General features: G+C 62.7%; 20 protein-coding genes. 5 read left to right on the top strand and 15 right to left on the bottom strand.

Annotation, left to right across the window (positions count from 1 at the left end):
* Nucleotides 1-105 precede the first annotated feature (105 nt).
* From holA to leuS, 3 genes are all read right to left on the bottom strand, one after another.
* Nucleotides 106-1143, bottom strand: coding sequence for a DNA polymerase III subunit delta (holA, locus tag B2S33_RS19385; protein ID WP_110607091.1), 1038 nt, complete (start codon nt 1141-1143; stop codon nt 106-108).
* Between the two features lie 41 nt (nt 1144-1184).
* The gene (gene lptE / locus B2S33_RS19390) at nt 1185-1790 is read right to left on the bottom strand and encodes an LPS assembly lipoprotein LptE (RefSeq protein WP_027915251.1); all 606 of its coding nucleotides are present in this window, start codon (nt 1788-1790) and stop codon (nt 1185-1187) included.
* A 61-nt stretch (nt 1791-1851) separates the two neighbouring features.
* Nucleotides 1852-4458 (bottom strand): leucine--tRNA ligase, encoded by a 2607-nt coding sequence (leuS, locus tag B2S33_RS19395; protein WP_288650874.1) that lies wholly within the window; start codon nt 4456-4458, stop codon nt 1852-1854.
* Nucleotides 4459-4682: 224 nt separating this feature from the next.
* Here leuS and B2S33_RS19400 point away from each other — a divergent pair, with 224 nt between their 5' ends.
* Both B2S33_RS19400 and B2S33_RS19405 read left to right on the top strand, forming a co-directional pair.
* Nucleotides 4683-4997 (top strand): hypothetical protein, encoded by a 315-nt coding sequence (locus B2S33_RS19400; protein WP_028687153.1) that lies wholly within the window; start codon nt 4683-4685, stop codon nt 4995-4997.
* A gap of 114 nt (nt 4998-5111) precedes the next feature.
* Complete coding sequence (locus B2S33_RS19405; RefSeq protein ID WP_088523397.1) at nt 5112-5873, top strand: YdcF family protein; 762 nt, start codon at nt 5112-5114, stop codon at nt 5871-5873.
* Between the two features lie 47 nt (nt 5874-5920).
* Here the strand turns inward: B2S33_RS19405 and lnt are convergent, their stop codons facing one another.
* From lnt to B2S33_RS19445, 8 genes are all read right to left on the bottom strand, one after another.
* Complete coding sequence (lnt, locus tag B2S33_RS19410; RefSeq protein WP_027915247.1) at nt 5921-7438, bottom strand: apolipoprotein N-acyltransferase; 1518 nt, start codon at nt 7436-7438, stop codon at nt 5921-5923.
* Nucleotides 7439-7446: 8 nt separating this feature from the next.
* Complete coding sequence (locus tag B2S33_RS19415; RefSeq protein WP_023534628.1) at nt 7447-8286, bottom strand: HlyC/CorC family transporter; 840 nt, start codon at nt 8284-8286, stop codon at nt 7447-7449.
* A 25-nt stretch (nt 8287-8311) separates the two neighbouring features.
* The gene (gene ybeY / locus B2S33_RS19420; protein ID WP_027915246.1) at nt 8312-8785 is read right to left on the bottom strand and encodes an rRNA maturation RNase YbeY; all 474 of its coding nucleotides are present in this window, start codon (nt 8783-8785) and stop codon (nt 8312-8314) included.
* Nucleotides 8778-9776 (bottom strand): PhoH family protein, encoded by a 999-nt coding sequence (locus B2S33_RS19425; protein WP_028687151.1) that lies wholly within the window; start codon nt 9774-9776, stop codon nt 8778-8780. The genes ybeY and B2S33_RS19425 overlap by 8 nt, the downstream gene beginning before the upstream one ends.
* A gap of 258 nt (nt 9777-10034) precedes the next feature.
* Complete coding sequence (locus B2S33_RS19430; RefSeq protein WP_027915244.1) at nt 10035-10580, bottom strand: tetratricopeptide repeat protein; 546 nt, start codon at nt 10578-10580, stop codon at nt 10035-10037.
* Between the two features lie 254 nt (nt 10581-10834).
* Nucleotides 10835-12118: a glutamate-1-semialdehyde 2,1-aminomutase gene (hemL, locus tag B2S33_RS19435; protein WP_288650875.1), complete on the bottom strand. Its 1284-nt coding sequence runs from the start codon at nt 12116-12118 to the stop codon at nt 10835-10837.
* A gap of 15 nt (nt 12119-12133) precedes the next feature.
* The gene (gene thiE / locus B2S33_RS19440) at nt 12134-12757 is read right to left on the bottom strand and encodes a thiamine phosphate synthase (RefSeq protein WP_288650876.1); all 624 of its coding nucleotides are present in this window, start codon (nt 12755-12757) and stop codon (nt 12134-12136) included.
* A gap of 12 nt (nt 12758-12769) precedes the next feature.
* Nucleotides 12770-13567, bottom strand: coding sequence for a hydroxymethylpyrimidine/phosphomethylpyrimidine kinase (locus B2S33_RS19445; RefSeq protein WP_027915241.1), 798 nt, complete (start codon nt 13565-13567; stop codon nt 12770-12772).
* A gap of 262 nt (nt 13568-13829) precedes the next feature.
* On the opposite strand from B2S33_RS19445, the gene B2S33_RS19450 reads away from it, so the two are divergent.
* Nucleotides 13830-15815: a sensor histidine kinase gene (locus B2S33_RS19450; protein WP_288650877.1), complete on the top strand. Its 1986-nt coding sequence runs from the start codon at nt 13830-13832 to the stop codon at nt 15813-15815.
* A 73-nt stretch (nt 15816-15888) separates the two neighbouring features.
* Here the strand turns inward: B2S33_RS19450 and B2S33_RS19455 are convergent, their stop codons facing one another.
* The 4 genes from B2S33_RS19455 to B2S33_RS19470 all read right to left on the bottom strand — a co-directional run bounded on the left by B2S33_RS19455 (nt 15889) and on the right by B2S33_RS19470 (nt 18927).
* Nucleotides 15889-16266 carry a hypothetical protein gene (locus tag B2S33_RS19455; RefSeq protein WP_288650878.1) on the bottom strand — a complete coding sequence of 126 codons (378 nt, stop codon included), beginning with the start codon at nt 16264-16266 and terminating at the stop codon, nt 15889-15891.
* 327 nt (nt 16267-16593) lie between these two features.
* Nucleotides 16594-16980: a hypothetical protein gene (locus tag B2S33_RS19460; RefSeq protein WP_128610960.1), complete on the bottom strand. Its 387-nt coding sequence runs from the start codon at nt 16978-16980 to the stop codon at nt 16594-16596.
* Between the two features lie 170 nt (nt 16981-17150).
* Nucleotides 17151-17528 carry a hypothetical protein gene (locus tag B2S33_RS19465; protein ID WP_176417782.1) on the bottom strand — a complete coding sequence of 126 codons (378 nt, stop codon included), beginning with the start codon at nt 17526-17528 and terminating at the stop codon, nt 17151-17153.
* Complete coding sequence (locus B2S33_RS19470; RefSeq protein WP_288650879.1) at nt 17521-18927, bottom strand: PAAR domain-containing protein; 1407 nt, start codon at nt 18925-18927, stop codon at nt 17521-17523. Before B2S33_RS19470 ends, B2S33_RS19465 begins: the two co-directional genes overlap by 8 nt.
* Before the next feature lie 297 nt (nt 18928-19224).
* Here B2S33_RS19470 and B2S33_RS19475 point away from each other — a divergent pair, with 297 nt between their 5' ends.
* Together B2S33_RS19475 and amn are read left to right on the top strand one after the other, a co-directional pair.
* Nucleotides 19225-20868, top strand: coding sequence for an acyl-CoA dehydrogenase family protein (locus B2S33_RS19475; RefSeq protein WP_288650881.1), 1644 nt, complete (start codon nt 19225-19227; stop codon nt 20866-20868).
* A 102-nt stretch (nt 20869-20970) separates the two neighbouring features.
* Nucleotides 20971-22434: an AMP nucleosidase gene (amn, locus tag B2S33_RS19480; RefSeq protein WP_028687146.1), complete on the top strand. Its 1464-nt coding sequence runs from the start codon at nt 20971-20973 to the stop codon at nt 22432-22434.
* Nucleotides 22435-22468 lie beyond the last annotated feature (34 nt).

A 22468-nucleotide genomic window follows, 5' to 3' on the forward strand; every position in this document is an offset into this window, starting at 1 on the left:
GGTCAGGCCAATTGATTGTTTATAGGGTGAGCGTGATCTGGCCGTTTCATGAGGTGGCGTGCCGGCGGTGGCCAACAAGCGCGTGCGCTACAGGCAGGGCACCGGCTATTGGGCAGGCAGTGCCAGGCGCTGGCCGGCCATCAGCAGCGCCAGGCGCGCCAGGCCCGTCCAGGGTGAACCCTGTGCCTGGCCCTTGATCTGGGCGTCGATACGCTGAGCGTCCTGCAGCAGCTGTGGCCAGCGTTGCGCAGGTAACCGCTGCAGGGCCTTGCTGACCAGGGGGCGGCGTTTGTCCCAGATCGGCGGGCGTGCCTGGCTGAAGGCCTTGTCCAGGGGAACGCCTTGACTGAACAGTTGGGCCAGGCCCGCCAGTTGCCGCAGTTCACGGGCCAGGGCCCACAGAATCACCGGCGGCTCCACCCCTTCGCCGCGCAGGCCTTCGAGCATGCGCAAGGCATGGGCGGCTTCACCCTTGAGAATGGCGTCGACCAGCCCGAAGACGTCAAAGCGCGCGCTGTCCGCCACCGCAGCCTGGACGGTTTCCAGGGTGATGACGTTGCCCTCGGCCAGCAGCTTGAGCTTTTCGATTTCCTGCGCGGCAGCGAGCAAGTTGCCCTCAACGCGCGCAGCAATCAGGTCCACGGCATCACGCTGGGCGCTCAGGCCTGCCTGTTGCAGCCGCTGATTGATCCACTGAGGCAGCTGATGCGCGTCCACGGGCCATATCTGGATGAACTGGCAGTGATCACCCTCGACCAGTGCCTTGCCCCATTTGGTCTTCTGCGCGCTGGCATCGAGCTTTGGCAAGCTGATCAGCAGCAGCGTGTCTTCGGCAGGGTGGGCGCAGTATTCCAGCAATGCAGCCGCACCCTTGTCACCCGGCTTGCCCGAGGGCAGGCGCAGTTCCAGCAGGCGTCGCTGGGCGAAGAGCGACAGGCTCGCACCCGCTTGCAGCAGGGTGCCCCAATCGAAGTTGGCATCGGCACTGAACACCTGGCGCTCGTCGAAGCCTTGCTGGCGGGCGGCGCTGCGGATCGCGTCGGCCGCTTCCTGGCACAGCAACGGATCATCGCCGCTGACCACGTAGACGGGCGCGAGCGAGCCTTGCAGGTGTTTGGTGAGTTGAGCGGGGGCGAGTTTCATGGCATTGGGGGGCAGGGCGCCTGGCGGCGCCCTGCACGGGCTCAGTTGCCCGGCACTTCCAGTGGCGACTGCTGAGGTGTCTCGGCCTGCTGGCGACGCGCAGCTTCAAGCGCATCCGCTTCGGCCTTGGCACGCTCATCGGCCTTGCGCTGCAGCTCATCGAGCTGGGCAGGGGTGAGGTTCTGCAGGCGCACGATCATGGCATTGACCAGGTCGCGGCGCATCTCGTCACGGGCGCGCTTGGCATCCTGCTCGGAGCCGGTGATATTCGAGGCGTCGCGCACATAGATCTTGCGCACTTCGACCTTGTCGCTGGTCAGCTCCAGGTTGTTCAGGCCCTGAATGCTATAGTCCAGCTCGGTGGTCAGCTCGAATTCTGCCGTGCGGTTGCCGCTGTTGTAGGTAACGGCGCGCTGGCGCTCCTGTTCGTTGGTCAGCACCAGGCGGTACGGTGCGCCTGCGTGAACGTTCACGCCGCTGCGCTCGAGCACTTCGCGCAGTTGAACCACGGTCGGGCCGTAGGCATTGCGTGCGCTGACGTCCATCTCCTTGACGCTCAGTTCGCTGGTGCCCGTGCCGCGCAGCTGGAACCCGCAGGCGCTGAGCATGACCGCCAGGCCGACTACCAGCAGATTGCGTTTGATCATGTTGTTGCTCCCTCGTGAGCCTGTTCCGCCCGTGCGCAGAGCCTGCGAACGGGCGTTGCCATCAGTTGGCGACGATATTGACCAGTTTGCCCGGCACCACGATGACCTTGCGGATGGCCAGGCCATCGATGAAGCGCAGGACATTCTCGTTGCTGCGCGCGGCGGCTTCGACTTCTTCACGGCTGGCTGCGGCCGGCATCTCGATCTGGCCACGCAGCTTGCCATTGACTTGCACCACCAGGGTCACGGTGTCCTGTACCAGCGCAGTTTTATCCACTGCAGGCCAGGCGGCATCAATGACGGCCTGGTCATGGCCCAGTTGCTTCCACAGCTCGTGGGAGATGTGCGGCGTGATCGGAGCCAGCAGCAGGGTGACGGCTTCGAGGCCTTCGTGCAGCAGGGCACGGTCTTGCGCAGTGGCCTGCGGCGCTTTTTCCAGCACGTTCATCACGGTCATCACCTGGGCGATGGCGGTGTTGAACTTGTGGTACTGGCCTACATCGGTACTGGCTTGCTTGATGGCAGTGTGGATGGCGCGGCGGATCACTTTCTGCGCGTCATCCAGGGTCGCAACCTCCAGCTTGCCAGGCAGGCCTTGGGCGACGTGGGCCTGGGCCAGGCGCCAGACGCGGCGCAGGAAGCGGCTGGCGCCCTCTACGCCGGAGTCGGACCACTCCAGGCTCATGTCGGGCGGCGAGGCGAACATCATGAACAGGCGGCAGGTATCGGCGCCGTACTGCTCGATCATCGACTGGGGATCGACGCCGTTGTTCTTGGACTTGGACATCTTCTCGGTGCCGCCGATTTCAACCGGCAGGCCATCGGTCTTCAGGCGTGCGCCGACGATCTTGGCCTTGGCGTCGCGCTCGACTTCGACATCGGCGGGGTTGAACCAGTCCTTGCCGCCGTTGCTGGCGACCCGGTAGTAGGTTTCGGCCACGACCATGCCCTGGGTCAGCAGGTTCTTGAACGGTTCGTTCGAAGTGACCAGGCCTTCGTCACGCATCAGCTTGTGGAAGAAACGCGCATACAGCAGGTGCAGGATGGCGTGTTCGATGCCGCCGATGTACTGGTCGACCGGCAGCCAGTGGTTGGCCGCTTTGGGGTCTACCATGCCGCCTTCGTAGTTGGGCGAGGCATAGCGCGCGAAGTACCACGAGGACTCGACGAAGGTGTCCATCGTGTCGGTTTCGCGTTTGGCCGCAGTGCCGCACTTGGGGCAGCTGCATTCGTAGAATTCGGGCATGCGTGCCAGCGGCGAGCCTGCACCGTCCGGCACCACGTTTTCAGGCAGGGTAACCGGCAGTTGGTCTTCCGGCACCGGCACATCGCCGCAGGACGGGCAGTGGATGATCGGAATCGGGCAGCCCCAGTAACGCTGACGGCTGATGCCCCAGTCGCGCAGGCGGAACTGGGTGCGGGACTTGCCCAGGTCTTTGCGCACCAGCGCCGCTTCGATGGCGTCGAAGGCGCCGGCGAAATCCAGGCCGTCGAACTCGCCGGAGTTGATCAGCTGGCCATGCTCGCCATAGGCGGCCTGCCACTCTGCGCCCACTTCGTCACCTGCACTGGTACGCACCACGGCCTTGATCGGCAGGTCGTACTTGCGGGCGAACTCGAAATCGCGTTCGTCGTGGGCTGGCACGGCCATGACGGCACCGTCGCCGTAGTGCATCAGCACGTAGTTGGCGACCCAGACCGGCAGTTTCTCACCGGTGAGCGGGTGCTCGACCAGCAAGGACGTGGCCATGCCTTTCTTTTCCTGGGTGGCCATGTCCGCTTCGGCCACGCTGCCGCCCTTGCACTCGTCGATGAAGGCCTGCAGCGCCGGGTTGCCCTGGGCCGCCTGGGTGGCCAGCGGGTGCTCGGCGGCGACCGCCACGTAGGTGGCGCCCATCAACGTGTCCGGGCGAGTGGTGAAGACTTTCAGCGTGCCGGTGTGGCCAATGCTGGCCTGATCGTACGGGAACTGCACTTCCATGCCGCGGGACTTGCCGATCCAGTTGCGCTGCATGGTCTTGACCTGTTCAGGCCAGCCCGGCAGCTCGTCGAGGCTTTCCAGCAGCTCATCGGCATAGTCGGTGATGCGGAAGTAGTACATCGGGATTTCGCGCTTTTCAATCAGCGCGCCGGAGCGCCAGCCGCGCCCGTCGATGACCTGTTCGTTGGCCAGCACGGTCTGGTCAGCCGGGTCCCAGTTAACGGTGCCGTTCTTGCGATAGATGATGCCCTTCTCGAACAGGCGGGTGAACAGCCACTGCTCCCAACGGTAGTAGTCGGGCTTGCAGGTGGTGACCTCGCGGGCCCAGTCGATGGCAAGGCCCAGGCTCTTGAGCTGGGTCTTCATGTAGTCGATGTTTTCGTAGGTCCACTTGGCCGGGGCGACGTTGTTCTTCATCGCCGCGTTTTCGGCGGGCATGCCGAAGGCATCCCAGCCCATCGGCTGCAGGACGTTCTTGCCCAGCATGCGCTGATAGCGGGCAATCACGTCGCCGATGGTGTAGTTGCGCACGTGGCCCATGTGTAGCTTGCCGCTCGGGTACGGGAACATCGACAGGCAGTAGTACGTGTCCTTGCCTGGCTGTTCGGTAACAGCGAACGATTGTTGCTCGTCCCAGAACGTCTGGGCGGCGGCTTCGATATCACGGGGCGTGTATTGTTCGTGCATGGCTACTTTTGGCTGAGAGAGAGGAGACCTTTCCAGGCAGCGAACCTCGCTGCGTCCGGCACTCCGGTGTCATCGGGAGTGAACGCCGTAGCATACAGCAGCGCCGCGCATCGTGGGAAACGTTCGTTGCGAATGGCCGCTGGTCGCAGCGCCGGGCTGCTTTTCGCAACGACGCTAAGCTCTGGGGTGGGGGAGATAATCGTTATCTTCAATGAGGTGAACGAATGGGAGAGTCGCAGCTACCCGCAGTAAAACCAGAACTCTATGAGCGCCTGATCGATAGGCTGGGCCTTGCCCTGGATACGGCCAGAACGTCCATGCGGCTTCGGGACGAGGCGCTGACCGAGTTGGAATTGCGTGGCTTGAGCCGCGCCGAGTTCGATGTGATCAAGGCGTATCTGGATACTTTCCAGAAGCGCGCTAACGAGGCGGCATGCCCTAGGCCGCAGGCTGAGCCTGCGTCGGCCAGGATCATCTGGCTCAAGGACATCAAGCGCACCGTGCGCACGCCACGCACACGCAAGGCCTCCCGCCGCTAGGGGTTGCGCGGCGCATGTCCAGGGTTTGCACATTTATCCGACCTTGATCGACGCCGGCCATGTTGTTGGCCGGCGCCGATGCTTTTAGTCTGCACACCTTCGAAGGAGGTGTGCATGCCCATCCGCTATTTCATCAAGCAATGGTTGTTACCCCCCGGTGTGCTGTTTCTGCTGCTGCTTGCAGCCTGGTGGTTGCGAAGGCGTCGCCCCCGGCTGGCCGCTGTGTGCTTTGTGGCAGGGCTGGGCGGGCTGTGGATGACCAGCTTGCCCGTGGCCGTGCAGTACCTGGCAGAAGCGCTGGAAACCGAGCCTGCGTTAGCCGGGCAGGACTGGGCTGGCCTCAAGCGTCGGGCCGATGCCATCGTCGTGCTGGGCGCAGGGCGTGAACGGGGCGACCCTGCCTGGGCGGGTGTCGACCAGCCGACGCCCACGGCCCTGGAACGGCTGCGCCTTGCCGCTCGCCTGGCCAAGGCGTCCGGGCTACCGGTGCTGACCAGCGGCGGGCTGCACTACGGCACACCGCCCAGCGAGGCGCAGCTGATGGCTGACAGCCTGCATGAGGACTTCGACGTTGAGGTGACGTGGTTGGAGCAGGCCAGCCGCACCACTTGGGAAAATGCCCAGTACTCGGCGAGCGTGCTTCAGCCGTTGGGGATACGCCGCGTCGTGGTAGTGACCCAGGCCTGGCACATGCAGCGCTCGCGCTGGAGCTTCGAGCAGGCAGGTTTCGAGGTGGTACCCGCGCCGGTCGGTTTCCTCGGCCGTGATCCCGCGCGGCCATTCGGAGGTTGGCTGCCGGAAAGCCGGGCGATGTGGCAGAGCGGGCAGTTGCTCAACGAGGTGGCAGGGCTGGTGGGGTATCGGTTGTTCTACTGAAGGGGGGCTGCGAAGCAGCCCCTTGCAACGTCAACTGCAAGGCCGCATCACACGGCCCTGGCCACACGCCCGGCCATCAACGCCCAGGCCAGCAGCAACCCACACAGGATCGCAAGCGGCCACGAACGCCATTGCAGATAAGGCGTCAGCTGCTGCATCGGCACGACCTCGCCGTACATCACCGCCTGCTGGAACTGAGGTACCTGGGTCGTGATGCGCCCGAACGGGTCGATCAAGGCCGTCACGCCATTGTTGGTGGCGCGGATCATCCAGCGACCGGCTTCAAGCGCACGCATCTGAGCCATCTGCAAGTGCTGCAGCGGGCCTATGGAAGTGCCGAACCAGGTATCGTTGCTGATGGTCAGCAGCAAGTCGCTGCGTGCTGCCAGGCCGGCGGCAAACTCGGGGTAGACCACCTCGTAGCAGATGTAAGGCGCGATCTGATAACCCTTGGCCTGGAGCAGCGGTTGGTCCTCAGGGCCCCGGGCGAAATCCGACATGGGCAGGTTGAAGAACTCGATCAGCCCTCGCAGCATGTCTTGCAGCGGGACATATTCGCCAAAGGGCACCAGCTTCTGCTTGAGGTAGGTGCCGTCCCCTTCGCCCGTGACGGTGATGCCGTTGAAGTAACGACGCTGACGGTGCACCACCTCGCGAACCGGCACGCCAGTGATCAGGGCTGAATGCCGCTCTGCGGCGAAGCGGCCCATGACGTCGATGTAGCCTTGGGCCTGGTCCTTGAGCACAGGTACCGCGGTTTCCGGCCAGATCAGCAAGTCGGCAGGCTTTGAACTGAAACTCAGGTCGCGGTACAGGGCCAGCTGGGCGTCGATATGCGCCGGGTCCCACTTCACGTCCTGTTCGACGTTGCCCTGAATGGCAGCGACCTTGAGCGGCTCGCCTGCGGGGGTGGTCCAGGCATGCCCTTTGAGCGCCAACCCCACTGCCCAGGGGGTGAGCAGCAGCACGCAGGCGATGGCAAGAAAGCCCGGGCGGGCACGCAAACGGTTGAGGTTGCACAGCAGCGCAGCCGTCAGGGCCAACGCAAACGACACCAGCCACACCCCACCCAGAGGCGCCAGGCCGGCCAGCGGGCCGTCCAGTTGGCTGTAGCCTGCGTACAACCACGGGAAGCCGGTGAGGAACCAGCCGCGGAACGCCTCTTGCGCCACCCATAGGGCAGCAAAGCCCAGCGCATCGGCCAGGGGCGCCTCGCTGCGCCGCAACCAGCGCGCCCACAACCAGGTGGGCAGCGCGAAGAACCAGGCCAGGGCCGCAAAGAACGCGACCAGCAGCGCAATGGCCAACAGCGGCGAGGCGCCGCCGTAGTTGGTCATGCTGACGTAGATCCACCAGGTGCCGGCGCCGTAAAGGCCAAAGCCGAACCACCAGCCACGCCACAGGGCCTGGCGCGGGCCAAGCTCGCGCAGGCCCAGGTAGAGCATGGCGATGGACAGCAGCGCCAGTGGCCACAGATCGAATGGCGCCAGGGCCAGGAGGGTAGAAGCGCCGGCTGCCAAGGCCAGCAGGTTACCGGGCCAGCCGGGGCGGGTGATCCAGCGCATGTCGTTCCTTAACGGTTGATCGGGGTCAGGCGCAGCAGGTGTATCCGGCGGCTGTCGGCGTTGAGCACGCGGAACTTGTACGCACCGATTTCGGTGGTTTCGTTGCGCTTGGGCAAATGGCCGAACGCACTCATCACCAAACCGCCGACGGTGTCGAACTCATCGTCGGAGAACGCGCTGTCGAAGGACTCGTTGAAGTGCTCGATCGGCGTCAGTGCCTTGACCAGGAAGTCGCCGTTAGGCAGCGGCTTGATATAGCTGTCCTCTTCGACGTCATGTTCGTCTTCGATATCGCCGACGATCTGTTCGAGCACATCCTCGATGGTCACCAGGCCAGCCACGCCGCCGTATTCATCGATGACGATGGCCATGTGGTTGTGGTTGGCGCGAAACTCGCGCAGCAGCACGTTCAGGCGCTTGGACTCGGGCACGAACGTGGCCGGGCGCAGCAGCGTCTTGATGTCGAAGTTGTCGCCGTTCTCCTTGAGAATCAGCGGCAGCAGGTCCTTGGCGAGCAGGACACCGAGCACATCGTCATGGCTTTCGCCGATTACCGGGTAGCGCGAGTGCGCTGCGTCGATCACCGCCGGCAGGAACTCGCGTGGTGACTGGCCGGCCTTGATGCTGTTCATCTGCGAGCGTGGCACCATGATGTCACGCACCTGAAGGTCCGCCACCTGGATGGCCCCTTCGACGATGGTCAGCGCCTCGCTGTCGAGCAGCTTGTTCTGATGTGCTTCGCGCAGCAGCTCCAGGAGCTCCTGGCGGTTTTTCGGCTCATGGGCAAAAGCCTGGGTCAGTTTACCCAGCCAGGACTTCTGCCCGTTGCTCGATCGATCTTCGCTCATGGCGGTTCTCGTGATCCTTGGTCTATCAGTGTGGGGTTGATTCGGTTTCGTCATCGGCGTATGGGTCCGGGTGACCCAGTTGCGCCAGCAATTCTCGTTCCAGGCTTTCCATTTCCTCGGCTTCCTCATCCTCGATGTGGTCGTAGCCAAGCAGATGCAGGCAGCCATGAATGACCAGATGTGCCCAGTGCGCCTCCAGCGACTTGCCTTGCTCGGCCGCCTCGCGTTCAACCACCGCGACGCAGATCACCAGGTCGCCCAGCAAGGGAATATCGAGCAGCTCATCTGGCACGTCGGCCGGGAAGGACAACACGTTGGTCGCGTAGTCCTTGTGCCGATACGTGTGATTGAGCTCGCGTGCTTCCGCTTCGTCGACAAGACGAATGGTCATCTCCGAGTCGGCCTTGCGTTGCTGCAAGGCCAGCTCGCACCAGCGGCGAAAGTCGGCATCAATCGGGGCGAGCGCCTGGGTCGCCCGTTGTATGTCCAGTTCAAGCATTTTTGCCGGGTGCCTCGGGGGTGGCTTGGCGGGCTTCGAAGCGGTCATAGGCCTCGACGATACGCTGCACCAAGGGGTGACGTACCACGTCCTTGGGCTGGAAGTGGGTGAAACTGATACCCGGCACGTCCCGTAGCACCTCGATCACATGCGCCAGACCCGACTTGGTGCCCCGGGGCAGGTCGACCTGGGTGATGTCGCCGGTGATCACCGCCGTGGAGCCAAAGCCGATGCGGGTGAGGAACATCTTCATCTGCTCGAGCGTGGTGTTCTGGCTTTCGTCGAGAATGATGAAGCTGTTGTTCAGGGTGCGACCGCGCATGTAGGCAAGCGGCGCAATTTCGATGACCTGGCGTTCGATCAGCTTGGCCACGTGCTCGAAACCCAGCATTTCATAAAGGGCGTCGTAAAGCGGGCGCAGATAAGGGTCGATCTTCTGAGCAAGGTCGCCCGGCAGGAACCCGAGCTTCTCGCCAGCTTCAACGGCCGGGCGCACCAGCAGGATACGGCGAACCTGTTCACGTTCCAGCGCGTCGACGGCACAGGCCACGGCCAGGTATGTCTTGCCGGTACCGGCCGGGCCGATGCCGAAGTTGATGTCGTTGGCCAGGATCTCCTTGACGTAGCGCTGCTGGTTGGCGCCCCGTGGTCGGATATTGCCCTTGCGCGTGCGCAGCGAGACGCTGACCTCGTTTACCGCCGGGTTGTCGATGTGCTCGACGGCCGATTCCTGAAGGTACAGGTGCACGGTTTCCGGCGACAGCTCGGTGGCCTGGGTCTCACGGTAGAGACGGCGCAGCAGTTGCTCGGCAGCATGGGTGGTCTTGGATTCGCCGATCAGTTCGAACTGATTGCCGCGGTTGCGGATCTCGATGGCCAGGCGCTGTTCGATCAAGCGCAGGTGCTCGTCGAATTGGCCACACAAGTTGGCGAAACGGTGGGCCTCGAAAGGTTCGAGGATGAAACGATGGGGTTCGATGGGTGCGTTCAAGGTCGTTTATAGCCGCCCGACGGCAATGAGTGTGAACTCAAGAATAACCCTTGAATGGCAGTGGCGAAAGTCCTGATGGGTTCAACGGCGTTATGCCCAGCAACGCCCAGGCTCTGCGTGAAAAGCCTTGATACTCGGTGATTGAAAACAGCCTGGAGCGCCAGCCCGGTCGGAATGCTCATTTACAACCCGTAAACACCGCTTCCTCGGCCGTTTTCGCCTTGTCTGACCTTCGTCTCAAGACTTTTCACACAGAGCCTAGGGCAGCGGGGAGAACGGCGAGCGTCCCTCGGCGTTCTGCAGCTCCAGCAGGTACTTGCGGAAGATCTGGCCGAGCACCTGCGTCGCATGCTCCAGGTCGTCCCTGGGCATCTGCTCTGTCACTTCATCTGCCATGTCCAGAGCATCTTCAGCGCCGTTGACTGCCGCCATCTTCAAGAGAATGTAGGCCTGCACGTTGTTGGCCTTGACCCCTTCGCCGCGGAAAAACATCGACCCTAGGCGGTACTGGGCCTCGGCGTGGCCTTGCAGGGACGCTTTCTGGTACCAGTCCAGTGCCTTGTTGAGGTTCTTTGGCGCTTGCGCATAGAAGTACTCGCCCAGCTCGAACTGTGCCTGGGCATCGCCGGCATCGGCCACCTGTTCACAGCTCTTGAGTGCGCTTGCCAGGTCCTGCGGCTGCACGTTCAAGGTGCAGCGACCCGTCGTCGGGATGAGCAACGAGTTACCGCCCTCCGCCAGGGCCAGCAGGGGCTGGAGAAGCAACAGGCAGCCCAGGGTGAGGGCGCGGCCGGTGCGGTTCATGGGGATCGACTTACCTCTGCAAAGCTGCGGCCAATGTCTCTGGTGGCACATTATGGGATAAGCAGCGCCAACCTTACAAAGTTTTACTCGAATTTATGTCGGCGTGGCGAAACAGGCTGATGGCAAGAGTCCTTCGTTAGCCGTATGGCCTCATCGAACGTGCGCCCGTTCACACGGCGTACGCCCCTGGCGATGGCCGGTACAACCACCGTGATAGCGGGTTCTACCGGCGATCACGGTGGGTAAGCGCCGGGTTACTTCAGGGCTGCGAAGGCCTTTTCAGCGGCATCCAGGGTGATCTGCAGCTCGTTGTCGCCATGAGCGATCGAGGTGAAGCCAGCTTCGAACGCGCTCGGCGCCAGGTACACGCCACCGTCGAGCATCAGGTGGAAGAACTGCTTGAAGCGACTGGCGTCACTGGCCATTACGTCATCGAAGGTGACGATGTCGTCGGCCCCGCTGAAGTACAGGCCGAACATACCGCCAGCCTGCGTGGTCACGAACGGCACGCCGGCAGCGTCGGCGCGCTGTTGCAGGCCGTCGAGCATGCGGCTGGTGTAGTCGGTCAGCTCGGCGTGGAAGCCTGGACGACTGATCAGCTTGAGCGTGGTCAGGCCGGCGGCCATGGCCAGCGGGTTGCCCGACAGCGTACCCGCCTGGTAGACCGGACCCAGCGGGGCGATGCAGCCCATGATTTCGCGCTTGCCGCCAAAGCAGCCGACCGGCATGCCGCCGCCGACGATCTTGCCGAAGGTGGACAAGTCGGGGATGATGCCGTAGTGCGCCTGCGCGCCGCCCAGCGAAACCCGGAAACCGGTCATCACCTCATCGAAGATCAACACCACGCCATGCTTGTCGCACTGCTCGCGCAGGCCTTCAAGGAAGCCCGGCGCCGGCGGTACGCAGTTCATGTTGCCGGCAACCGGCTCGACGATGATGCAGGCCACGGTCTGGCCCACTTCGGCCAGCGTCTTCTCGACGGCGGCGATGTCGTTGAAGGGCAGGGTCAGGGTGTGCTTGGCGAAGTCGGCCGGCACGCCGGCCGAGCTGGGCACGCCTTGGGTCAGCAGGCCGGAGCCGGCCTTGACCAACAGGCTGTCGGAGTGGCCGTGATAGCAGCCCTCGAACTTGATGATCGCGTCACGGCCGGTGTAGCCACGGGCCAGGCGGATGGCGCTCATGGTCGCCTCGGTACCCGAGCTGACCATGCGCACCATTTCCATGGAAGGCACCAGCGAGCACACCAGGTCTGCCATTTCGGTTTCCATGGCGGTCGGGGCACCATAGGACAGCCCGTGTTCCAGCTGGCGACGTACCGAGTCCAGCACGTCAGGGTGCCCATGGCCCAGGATCATCGGGCCCCAGGAACCCACGTAGTCGACGTAGCGCTTGTCATCTTCGTCGACGACGTAGGCACCCTCGGCATGCTTGAAGAACAAAGGCGTGCCGCCCACGCTCTTGAACGCGCGCACGGGCGAGTTGACACCACCGGGGATGTGCTTCTGGGCTTGGGCGAAAAGTGCTTCGGAACGGGACATGGAAATTCTCTCGAATCAGGATGCGAACAAGGCGTTGAAGGCGCGGGCGCGGCGGGTGACTTCCTGCGCGCTGTCGGCACCGAACAAGCCGTGGATCACCGCCAGCAGGTCGGCACCGTGGTGCACCAGTGCTGCGGCATTGTCGAGGGTGACCCCGCCGATGGCGGCGATCGGCAGGTTCACCTGGGCGCGCGCCTGCGCCAGAAGACGGACGTCGGCAGCCGGGGCGCCGGGTTTGGTGCTGGAGGTGAAAAAGCGGCCGAAGGCGACGTAGCTGGCGCCTTCGCGGGCTGCCTGGGCGGCCAGGTCCAGGCTGGCATGGCAGGTCGAGCCAATGATCGCCGCGCTGCCCAGCAGGGCGCGTGCAGGGGTCAGCGGCCCGTCGGTTTGCCCCAGGTGGACGCCCACGCCCAGGTGCCTGGCCAGTTCGGCATCGTCGTTGATGATCAGCTGGGTGCCGTAGCGCTCGCACAATTGCTGGAGCGCCTGGGCTTCTCTCAAGCGCCGCGCGGCGTCGTCGTTTTTGTCACGGTACTGCAGAAGGCATACGCCCCCTTCGAGCGCTGCCTCCACATGAGACAGGAATCGGCCGGCCAGCAATTGGCTGTCGGTGATGGCATACAGGCCGCGTAGCGTCATGAGCACCTCGAGTCAGGAGCAGAAATCCAGGGGCAGGCGCCGAGGCACGAACTGGCCTCGTCCCAACTGCTCCGCATCGCGCAGGGTGCGCCAGGTGTAGTCCAGGGCCGTGCGCACGGCGCTTTCCAGGTGCTCGCCCAGGGCCAGTCGGCCCGCCAGGGCGCTGGCCAGGGTGCAGCCCGATCCGTGGTAGCTGCCCGGCAGGCGTTGGCAGGTCGAGGTGCTGCGGTGACCGTCGCGGCTGTACAGACGGTTGTGGATTTCCACCTCGTCGCCGTGTCCCCCCGTGATCAGCACGTGCTCGCAGAACTCCAGCAGCCTGGCAGCGCACTCGTCGGCGCTGCCGTCGGGCAGCTCGGCGAGAATGCGGGCTTCGGGCAGGTTCGGCGTGGTGATGGTCGCCAGCGGCAACAGGCGTTCACGCAGGGCGTAGCCTACTTCGTCCTTGCCCAGCCGGCCGCCGCCGCCTGCGCGCAGCACCGGGTCGCACACCAACGGCAGGTGCGGGTGCGCAGCCAGCAGCTCGGCCACGGTATCGACCATGTCGATCGAGCCGAGCATGCCCAGCTTGACCGCGGCCACCGTGGAGTCGGTGAGCACGGCATTGGCCTGGGCCAGCACCCACTCACGGTCGAGCACGCGGAAGTCGGAGACATTGACGGTATCCTGCACGGTCAGGGCGGTCACCGCGGGCGCGGCATGACAGCCTTGTGCAAGCAGGGCTTCGATATCTGCCTGCAAGCCGGCGCCGCCACTGGGGTCGTGGCCGGAGAGACAGAGGACAACGGGGCGGGAGGCGTAGGTATTCATGGTCGGCGAGCTTACCACCAAACCTGTTTGTGCGGACCTTGCGCGTGCAGGTCGGTGCGTTTTCCGAAGAACGGTATGCGCACCTGAATGCCGCTAAGGCCCGTTCCAGAGCGGTCCTGTGGGTTTTGTGCCGCCGCTCGACGCAGTTTGAGGCTGTGCTAGAGTGCGCAGATAAATCGATAAACAGGTTCTGCAGGATTTCGTCGTCTCAAACGGAAAGGGGGCAACCGCGACGCGACCGGACAGGCCTTGCTGGGGCTGTATGCGCTATTTGCTGATTGTGCTCATGGGTTTGCTGCCCACATTCGCCGAAGCGGTGGACATCACCGCGGCCACCCGTCACCTGCCTCTGGGCAAGGTCATGCAGGTTTATGAAGACCCGGACGGTAGCGCCAGCATCACGGATGTCAGTGCGCCCGACTTCGCACAGCGTTTTCGCCCCCACCCTGAAGACGTCCTCAATGCCGGGTTTTCCACGTCGGTGTTCTGGCTCAAGCTCGAACTTCACCCTGACCCGGCGCCGGGCATGCCCCTGCACTGGTTGCTGGAGCTGGCCTACCCACCCCTCGATCACCTCGACCTTTACCTGACGGGCCCGGACGGGCGCTTTCGCCTGGCCCAGCGCACGGGTGATGCGTTGCCTTATTCAAGCCGGGAGATCCGCCAGGACAACTACCTGTTCAACCTGCAATTGCCACCTGGCCAGGTCACCACCGTCTTTATGCGGCTGCACAGCCAGGGCTCGGTGCAGGCGCCGCTGGCCCTCTGGTCGCCCCAGGCTTACCTCGAAGCCCAGGCCACGCGCCTGTACGTGCTGGGGATGATCTACGGGGTACTGTTGGTGATGCTGGTGTACAACCTGTTCCTGTACCTGAGCGTGCGGGACGTCAGCTACCTGTACTACATCCTCTATATTGCCTCCTTTGGCCTTTACCAGGTCTCGGTCAACGGCGCCGGCATCGCTTACCTGTGGCCTGACAGCCCCTGGTGGGCCAATGCCTGCACACCGTTGTTCGTCGGCGCAGCTGCGCTGTTCGGCTCTCAGTTCGCCCGGCATTTTCTGCAGCTTCGCCATAACAGCCGTGGCTTTGACCGGTTGCTGCAGGCGCTGATGCTGGGCGGTGCCGTGGTGATGGTGCTGTCTGTGAGCGTGCCCTATGGCCTCTCCATGCGCCTTGCCACCGCCTTGGCGCTCGTGTTCAGCCTGGGCGTTTTCTGCGCAGGGCTCGACGCCTGGCGGCGCGGCCTGCGCGTGGCGCGCTGGTTCATCATCGCCTGGACCGCGTTTCTGGTCGGGGGGCTGGTCAATACGCTGATGGTGCTGGGCTACCTGCCGAACATGTTCCTGACCATGTATGCCAGCCAATTGGGCGCTGCGCTGGAGGTGGCGTTGCTATCGCTGGCCTTGGCAGACCGCATCAAGACGCTGCGCGACGAGCAGGCCCGCACCCTGCGTGAGACCGGGCAGCAACTGGAGGCGCTCAACCAGCAACTGGCCAACAGCAACCGGCTTAAGGACGAGTTTCTGGCCTGCGTCACCCATGAACTGCGCACCCCGATGAATGGCGTGATCGGGTCCCTGGAGCTGATGCATACCCTGCCGATGGACGCGGAAATGGCCCGCTTCCACCAGACGGCGGTGGGCTCGGCTCAGGGCATGATGCACATGGTCGACGACATCCTGACCTTGTCCGAATTGCAAGCAGGGCGGCTGCGAGCGCAGCCAGCGCCCTTCGACCTTCGGACATTGCTGCAAGGCTTGCGCGCTACGTATGCCGGCCAGGCGCTGGGCAAGGGCCTGTACTTGAGTGTGGACATGCCGGCGGACCTGCCCGACCGGCTGGTGGGGGATGGGCCGAAGCTGGCCCGGTGCCTGGGGTGCCTGGTGGACAACGGCCTGAAATTCACCCACCAGGGCGGTGTGATGATCCAGGTCCGGGGGCAGCACAGGGGCCCTAATCAACTGGCCTTGACGTTTACCGTGAGCGACACGGGTATCGGTTTCGAAGACCTCGACCAGTCGATTCTTTATCAACGGTTCTTTCAGGTGGATGGCTCCATGACCCGGCGCTATGGCGGGTTGGGCATTGGCCTTGCCATCTGCAGGCAGATGAGCGAATTACTGGGGGCACGGCTATCGCATCAATCGGCGCCTGGCGTGGGCAGTCGGTTCGAGATGAGTCTGGAGTTGGCGATTTCGCAGGGGCAGGTGGCTGTGCAGGGGCATGCGGGGCGGCGTTGGCGGTAAGCATCGGTAGGTTAGGACGATGTGCTGTTAGCTATGTGCGCAGCGAGATACCGTGGACGTGGGATTCACGGCATCAAAGAAAGTAAGAGCCTATGATCAACCAGCTGAACGCGACAGTGTTTAGCCATGAGGAAATTACTATCCGCTTTTTCATGGATGATGGAAATTGCTCATAATCCTGTGCATCAAGCATGCCTCGTCGAATACTTGATTTTGGATACTTTATGATCCCGGCGACCACGAATGTCACCAACATTCTCGCACGCAGAGTCTTTTCACCCCAAGGGGTGACAATAAAGGGTAAGCACGCACTGCGCTGCAGGGCCCCGATCATGACTTTGTATTCTTTGGAGCCTGCGATACGCAGATCCATGGCGAGGCCGGTCAGTCCGAGGGCAAAGGGAGTGGCAAGAAAAAGTAATTGAAACGTAATGTCAAAATTCTTGATCACTCTCAAGGCCTCGAAAATTTTCGCTTAATTGCATGCACGAAGGCTTCCCGTCAGAGGCGCTGTTGCAGGGGTCGAGATGCCATATGCAGCGCCGTCAAGGCAGTTCTTCGGGAAGGAATAAGTATCACTTCATTAGCTACTTTGGCCCCCGACCATTTTGGGCAAGCCAAAATCGTCAGGCTCAGTAAATAGTGTTCTTCAACATGGCTTTGTATTCCCGTCCGCCGTGCGAGCTTCGAGTACCTGGCCTACTTGCCAGCTCGCCCAGATGCGTCGAATACCCAATCATCAGCGTGGATCCATGGTGCTTGTAATGAGTAAACAGTTTCACCTTGGTAGTAGGAAAAAGTAACCGACTGTTAGCCAAGTGAACGCTATTGTGTTCAGCCAGGATGCGGTGTTGATCTTCTTTTTAAGGGAGGCTGGAAAATTCTGATAATCGAGTGGATCAAGCGCACCTTTGCGAATGTGGTAGGTTGGAAATGCTATGAGCCCACCCACCATTGAGATCACCAATAACCGTGCGCGTATGCTTTGTTCTCCCCAGAGTGTTGTAATAAACTCTAAGCAAGCACTGCGCTGGAGCGCTGCGATCATGACGTCGTATTCTTTTGAACATGCAATGCGCAGGTCCATGGCCAGTGAGATAAAGCCTATGATGAAAGGGGAAGTGAGCAAAAACAACTTCAGCTTTATGTCAAGGTGGTCAATCATTCTGCAAAGCCTCGGAGATTACCTCTCCTGCGTGTTCGTCGATGTCCATTCCAATTCATTCAGACCAGTCGCAGCTCCAATGCCAGTAAGCACTTCTGCGTCAACTCATACCTGAGGCCGTCCCGTCACCAAGATTAGCGGCATGCAGCAAGTATGGGTCGGTAACGTTGTTATCCGTAGATCAAACAAATTACAAAAAGCCAGAAGCCGGCTATGGTATTAAGCCAGGACGCTGTGATGATCTGTATTTTCAAACGAGATGGAAATTGATCATAGTCTCGGGGATCAAGCGCGCCTTTACGGATGCTGTATTTTGGAGAGGTTATGGCGCCCGCTACCAAAAAAATCACGAGCATTCTTGCACGCACGCTTTTATCGCCCCATGTTGCGACAAAAACAGCTAAGCATGGACTGCGCTGAAGAGCTGTGGTCATGGTTGCATATCCTTTGGAACATGCGATGTGCAGGTCCATTGCGAGCGCGGTGAAGCCCAGGACAAATGGGGAGGCCACCCAAAATAATTTCAGCGTATTGTCGAGATCATTCATCAATTAGCATCTCGAAGATGACTTCGCCTACGGTTTCGCCGCCTATCATGCCTCCTTGGCTCCCTGCCCAAGCGCCTGCTCCTGCAAACACCACATTACAAATGAGCGTTCCTGGCCCCGTCCGCCAGCAAACCCTGAGCGCTGCCCTACTGCCAAGCTTTGCACCTATCCACCCACCTCCCAAGCCACCCGAAAAATTACCAGCCTCAGTAAAACGCATTTTTCTACATGCTTTGGTATTCCCCACCCGACACGCATCGGCAATATTCATCGCTGATCCAATGCCCCCGAGCGTAATGCCCACTGCCCCTCCAGCCTTCAAGTACTTGGCCATCTTCGCCAGTCTATCCAAGTGAGTCGAATACCCCGGTATGCCCGTGGGCCCGCCTGCTTTGCTCCAATGGTGCACCAGGCTTTTCGAGGAGATACCCAAGTCTCGGCGCAGTCGTGAGTAATCCCCAAGATTGAGCCTCTTGTTGAGAAGGGTGGCCTTTAAACCGGCACTCAACTGATTGAACAGGTGCTGGCGCTGGGCGAAGAAGTCTGGGTGGCGAAGGTGCCCGTGCTTGGTAAATTGCGCTTTGTACAGGTCTTCGATTTTGCGCAAGAGGCGGGTGATTTCATCCAGTGACTTACCCGCCACCGTCTCGGCTACGCCCATGGCCAGACTGGTATCACCAAACAGCGCGGCGATCTCGGCCTGGTACTGCATCATGAAGCCGGCTTCCTCCTCGGTGAGGTCCGCCAATGCAGCACGCGCCTGCTCCGCCGCACCCATGACCGACATTTCTTGGCGGGTACACATGGAGTACCCCGATTCTTCACCCACTACGAACAGTTCGCCCGGTTTGAATCCGTTTCGCGAGGTGGGGTTAAGCCGTTCCAATGCTGATCGGGACAAGTGAGCGTGTGGGGCACCGAGTTCTATCAGCACCTCGTCATACGACATGCTGCGCGGCACGATGTAGAAACCCGGTTCATTAACGGGCTGAGCCACTGAAGGCGCAGCGTCCCGGAACCGCTCCGGATCGATCGTCCTAGCGCGGGCGTCGGGGTTTCGCACGGCGTCATTGACCGGTTCAGGTGCAGATGCCCTGGACGTTGCAAGGGCCGCAGATCCGCCCGCAATCACGCGGTTGCTGCCTATAGGACACCCACACGCCACCAATGCGCCGTCCAGGACCGTGGGTATGCCGTCCTGACTCCAATAGGGCTCGCCCTCCACCAGCGTGCCGGGTTGCCCGCAGCCGGGGCAGGGCGTGGTCTTGTCGCCTTGCAGCAGCCAGTTACGGCCATGGACGCGCCCCCTGGCTTGCCCGGCAATGCAAATGGCGCCGGTGGTGGTTTCATCGCTGTCCAGGCCTTGGTACCGACCCAGGATGCTGATTCGCATGCTCATGGCTTGCCTGCTGATCAAGAACGAACTCGCAACCTAGCAGGCGGCATCCGCTTTATAGGCGCTTGATTCAGCTTCTAGGAAGACTCCCACGGACGATTGGGAACTGGATTACAAGTTCCTGAAGGCCTCACCGGTTCGGGCGTCGAACGAACACGCCGCTGGCGATCCTGATGAAGCCGGCCGCCTAAGCGCCGCTCATCACGCACCCCTGCGTTTAGTCAGGAATGCCCCTTTGTCCATCGACCAGACAGTGCTTCACTGGGAACCTCACGCCTGCCCGGATTCAGGAGTACCTCCATGAACCTGCACCAGTTCGCTGAAACCCACGAGGTCACCAGCCAGCCGCCACCGCTGGACGGGGCCAACCTGTACCGCCTGGACCTGCCGCTACAGGAGTGGTCCAGGCGCTTTGGTGCCGACTGGGCGCAGTCGCGGATCGATGCGTACGGCGCGCTGGCCGGTGGGCCGTTGATGCAGGCAGGCTTTCTGGCCAATGCGCACAAGCCTGTGTTCAGCAGCCATGATCGCTATGGCCATCGCATCGACCTGGTCGAGTTTCACCCCGCCTATCACCAGTTGATGCGCACCGCCGTCGAGCATGGGCTGCCGTCGCTGCCCTGGGCCGAGCCGCGCCCGGGCGCCCACGTGGCCCGCGCGGCGATGACCTACCTGCACAGCCAGGCCGAGGCCGGCACGGGCTGCCCGCTGACCATGACCTTCGCTGCGGTGCCGGCCCTGCGCCTGCAACCCGAGATCGCCCACTACTGGCTGCCCAAGGCGCTGTCGCGTGAGTATGACCCGCGCAACGTCGGCGACCGGCACAAGGCCGGCGTCACGTTGGGCATGGCCATGACGGAGAAGCAGGGTGGCACGGACGTGCGCGCCAATACCACCCGTGCCTACCCAGTCGGCGCGCCGGGGCCCGGCCAGGCCTACGAGCTGGTGGGTCACAAGTGGTTCTGTTCGGCGCCCATGTGCGATGCCTTCCTGGTCCTTGCCCAGACCGAGCACGGCCTGAGCTGCTTCCTGCTGCCCCGCCACCGCCCGGACGACACCCGTAACCAGTTCTATATCCAGCGCCTGAAGGACAAGTTGGGCAATGTCTCCAACGCCTCCAGCGAAGTGGAGTTTCGCGGTGCGCTGGCCTGGATGATCGGTGAGGAGGGCCGGGGCGTACCGACCATCATCGAGATGGTGGCCATGACCCGTTTCGACTGCATGGTCGGCTCCAGTGCCCTGATGCGCCAGGCGCTGACCCAGGCCCTGCACCACTGCGCGCATCGGCAGGTGGCGGGCCGCCTGTTGACCGAACAGCCGCTGATGCAGAACGTGCTCGCCGACCTGTCGTTGGAAAGCGAAGCGGCATTGGCCCTGAGCCTGCGCATGGGCCACGCCCTCGAGCAGCTCGACGACCCCCAGCAGGCGCACTTCGCGCGCCTGGTCACGGCGGTAGGCAAGTACTGGATCTGCAAGCGTGCCCCGGCCATGATCAACGAAGCGGCCGAGTGCCTGGGCGGGGCGGGGTATGTGGAGGACAGCATCCTGCCGCGGCTTTACCGCGAGGCGCCCGTCAACTCGTCCTGGGAAGGTTCGGGTAATGTGCAGTGCCTGGATGTGCTGCGCGCCTTGTCCAAGGAGCCGGGTGTGCTGGAGGCGTTGTTCGCCGAACTGGGGGACGGACACGGCGACAAGCGCCTGGCCACCTGCATCGTCAACCTGAAGGATGCGTTCCTCGACACGGGCGACATCCAGTACCGGGCGCGGCAACTGACCGAGACCATCGCCCTGGCATTGCAGGCCAAGTTGCTGCTGGAGGCCGGCCATTGTGCGGTCAGCGATGCGTTCATCGCCAGCCGCCTCACAGGGACAGGGCGCGCTTATGGCACGCTGCCGCGCGGTGTGGACGTACAGGCCCTGATGGCGCGGGCCATGGCCAGCTGACCGGCTCGGCCCAGCTGCGCCGCCTTGCATCATCAAGGGGATGAATTTACCCGAGAAGGCAGGCAAGATGGTTCGCATGCATGTCCAGACAGGAAGCACAGTGTGAGCCACGCGTTTGAAGTCGTTGATACTCCCGAACAGGCCGTCGATCGTCTGGCGGCCTTGCATGAGCAGGCCACCGGTGCCCTGAGCCAGGCCCTCAAGCGTTACCTCAAGGACCGCACCGAGCCCGATGCCCAGCAGCGAGACCTGTTCCGCTACCCGGCGCTGCGCCTGACCTACCACAGCAATGGCGAAGTCGCTGCCACCACGCGGGCCTACGCCAAGGTCCAGGTGGCGGGCACCTACAGCGTCACCATCACCCAGCCGGCTGCTTTTCGCAGCTACCTGCTGGAGCAATTGCGCCCGTTGATGCACGACTACACCGTCACGGTCGAAGTGGGGGTGAGCGAGCAGCCCATTCCGTATCCGTACGTGGTCGACCAGGGCGACGAGCTGGCCGGCAGCGGCATCACCGCCGCGCAGCTGGCGCGGGTATTCCCCAGCACCGACCTGTCCTCGGCCACCGACAACATCGCCGATGGGCTCTACGACTGGGACAGCACCGATACCTTGCCCCTGGCGCTGTTCGATGCCGCGCGCGTGGACTTCTCGCTGCGGCGCCTGGTGCACTACACCGGCAGTGACTGGCGCCACGTGCAGCCCTGGATCCTGCTGACCAACTACCACCGTTACGTGGACCAGTTCATCAGCCATGGCCTTGAGCAGTTGCGCGATGATCCGCGCTTCGTGCGCATGGTGTTGCCGGGCAACGTCGTGATCGAGAAGAGCATGGACCATGGTGAGGCCCAGGCGCTGGTCGCCGGTGTGGTCTGGCACCGCTACCAGATGCCGGCCTACCACCTGATTGCAGGGGACGGCGACGGCATCACGCTGGTCAACATCGGCGTCGGCCCGTCCAACGCCAAGAACATCACTGACCACCTGGCAGTGCTGCGCCCGCATTGCTGGCTGATGATCGGGCACTGCGGCGGGCTGCGCCAGTCGCAGACCATTGGCGACTACGTGCTGGCCCACGCCTACATGCGCCGTGACGGCATCCTTGACCGCGTGGTGCCGCCGAATATTCCGATCCCGGCATTGGCAGAGGTGCAACTGGCCTTGCAGGAAGCCGCTGCGCAGGTGACCGGCGAGCGGGGCGAGCAGCTCAAGAAGCGCCTGCGCACCGGTACCGTGCTGACGTACGACGACCGCAACTGGGAGCTGCGCTGGGCCCAGGAACGGCCGCTGATCAACTTGTCCCGCGCCGTTGCCGTGGACATGGAAAGCGGCACCATCGCAGCCCAGGGCTATCGCCTGCGGGTGCCGTACGGCACCTTGCTGTGCGTGTCCGACAAACCGCTGCACAGCGAAATCAAGCTGCCAGGCTCGGCCAACGCGTTCTACAACCGCGCGGTCAGCCAGCACCTGAAGATCGGGATCGCGGCGCTGGACCTGTTGCGCACCGAGCTCAATTCGCTGCACTCGCGTAAACTGCGCAGCTTCGACGAGCCGCCGTTCCGCTGAGGACCCATGTCACTGCCACCCCGTTCCAAGCCGC

The sequence above is a fragment of the Pseudomonas sp. UBA5568 genome (assembly GCF_002425525.1).
GTDB lineage: Bacteria > Pseudomonadota > Gammaproteobacteria > Pseudomonadales > Pseudomonadaceae > Aquipseudomonas > Aquipseudomonas fulva.

Bases quoted from the DNA above. Each gene is read 5' to 3' on its own strand.
- B2S33_RS19430 (WP_027915244.1), bottom strand. From the start codon at position 10,580: ATGAACCGCACCGGCCGCGCCCTCACCCTGGGCTGCCTGTTGCTTCTC.
- thiE (WP_288650876.1), bottom strand. From the start codon at position 12,757: ATGACGCTACGCGGCCTGTATGCCATCACCGACAGCCAATTGCTGGCC.
- lnt (WP_027915247.1), bottom strand. From the start codon at position 7,438: ATGCGCTGGATCACCCGCCCCGGCTGGCCCGGTAACCTGCTGGCCTTG.
- B2S33_RS19475 (WP_288650881.1), top strand. From the start codon at position 19,225: ATGAACCTGCACCAGTTCGCTGAAACCCACGAGGTCACCAGCCAGCCG.
- B2S33_RS19445 (WP_027915241.1), bottom strand. From the start codon at position 13,567: ATGAATACCTACGCCTCCCGCCCCGTTGTCCTCTGTCTCTCCGGCCAC.
- hemL (WP_288650875.1), bottom strand. From the start codon at position 12,118: ATGTCCCGTTCCGAAGCACTTTTCGCCCAAGCCCAGAAGCACATCCCC.
- B2S33_RS19415 (WP_023534628.1), bottom strand. From the start codon at position 8,286: ATGAGCGAAGATCGATCGAGCAACGGGCAGAAGTCCTGGCTGGGTAAA.
- B2S33_RS19400 (WP_028687153.1), top strand. From the start codon at position 4,683: ATGGGAGAGTCGCAGCTACCCGCAGTAAAACCAGAACTCTATGAGCGC.
- ybeY (WP_027915246.1), bottom strand. From the start codon at position 8,785: ATGCTTGAACTGGACATACAACGGGCGACCCAGGCGCTCGCCCCGATT.
- B2S33_RS19450 (WP_288650877.1), top strand. From the start codon at position 13,830: ATGCGCTATTTGCTGATTGTGCTCATGGGTTTGCTGCCCACATTCGCC.
- B2S33_RS19465 (WP_176417782.1), bottom strand. From the start codon at position 17,528: ATGAATGATCTCGACAATACGCTGAAATTATTTTGGGTGGCCTCCCCA.
- holA (WP_110607091.1), bottom strand. From the start codon at position 1,143: ATGAAACTCGCCCCCGCTCAACTCACCAAACACCTGCAAGGCTCGCTC.
- B2S33_RS19460 (WP_128610960.1), bottom strand. From the start codon at position 16,980: ATGATTGACCACCTTGACATAAAGCTGAAGTTGTTTTTGCTCACTTCC.
- B2S33_RS19470 (WP_288650879.1), bottom strand. From the start codon at position 18,927: ATGAGCATGCGAATCAGCATCCTGGGTCGGTACCAAGGCCTGGACAGC.
- lptE (WP_027915251.1), bottom strand. From the start codon at position 1,790: ATGATCAAACGCAATCTGCTGGTAGTCGGCCTGGCGGTCATGCTCAGC.
- leuS (WP_288650874.1), bottom strand. From the start codon at position 4,458: ATGCACGAACAATACACGCCCCGTGATATCGAAGCCGCCGCCCAGACG.
- B2S33_RS19405 (WP_088523397.1), top strand. From the start codon at position 5,112: ATGCCCATCCGCTATTTCATCAAGCAATGGTTGTTACCCCCCGGTGTG.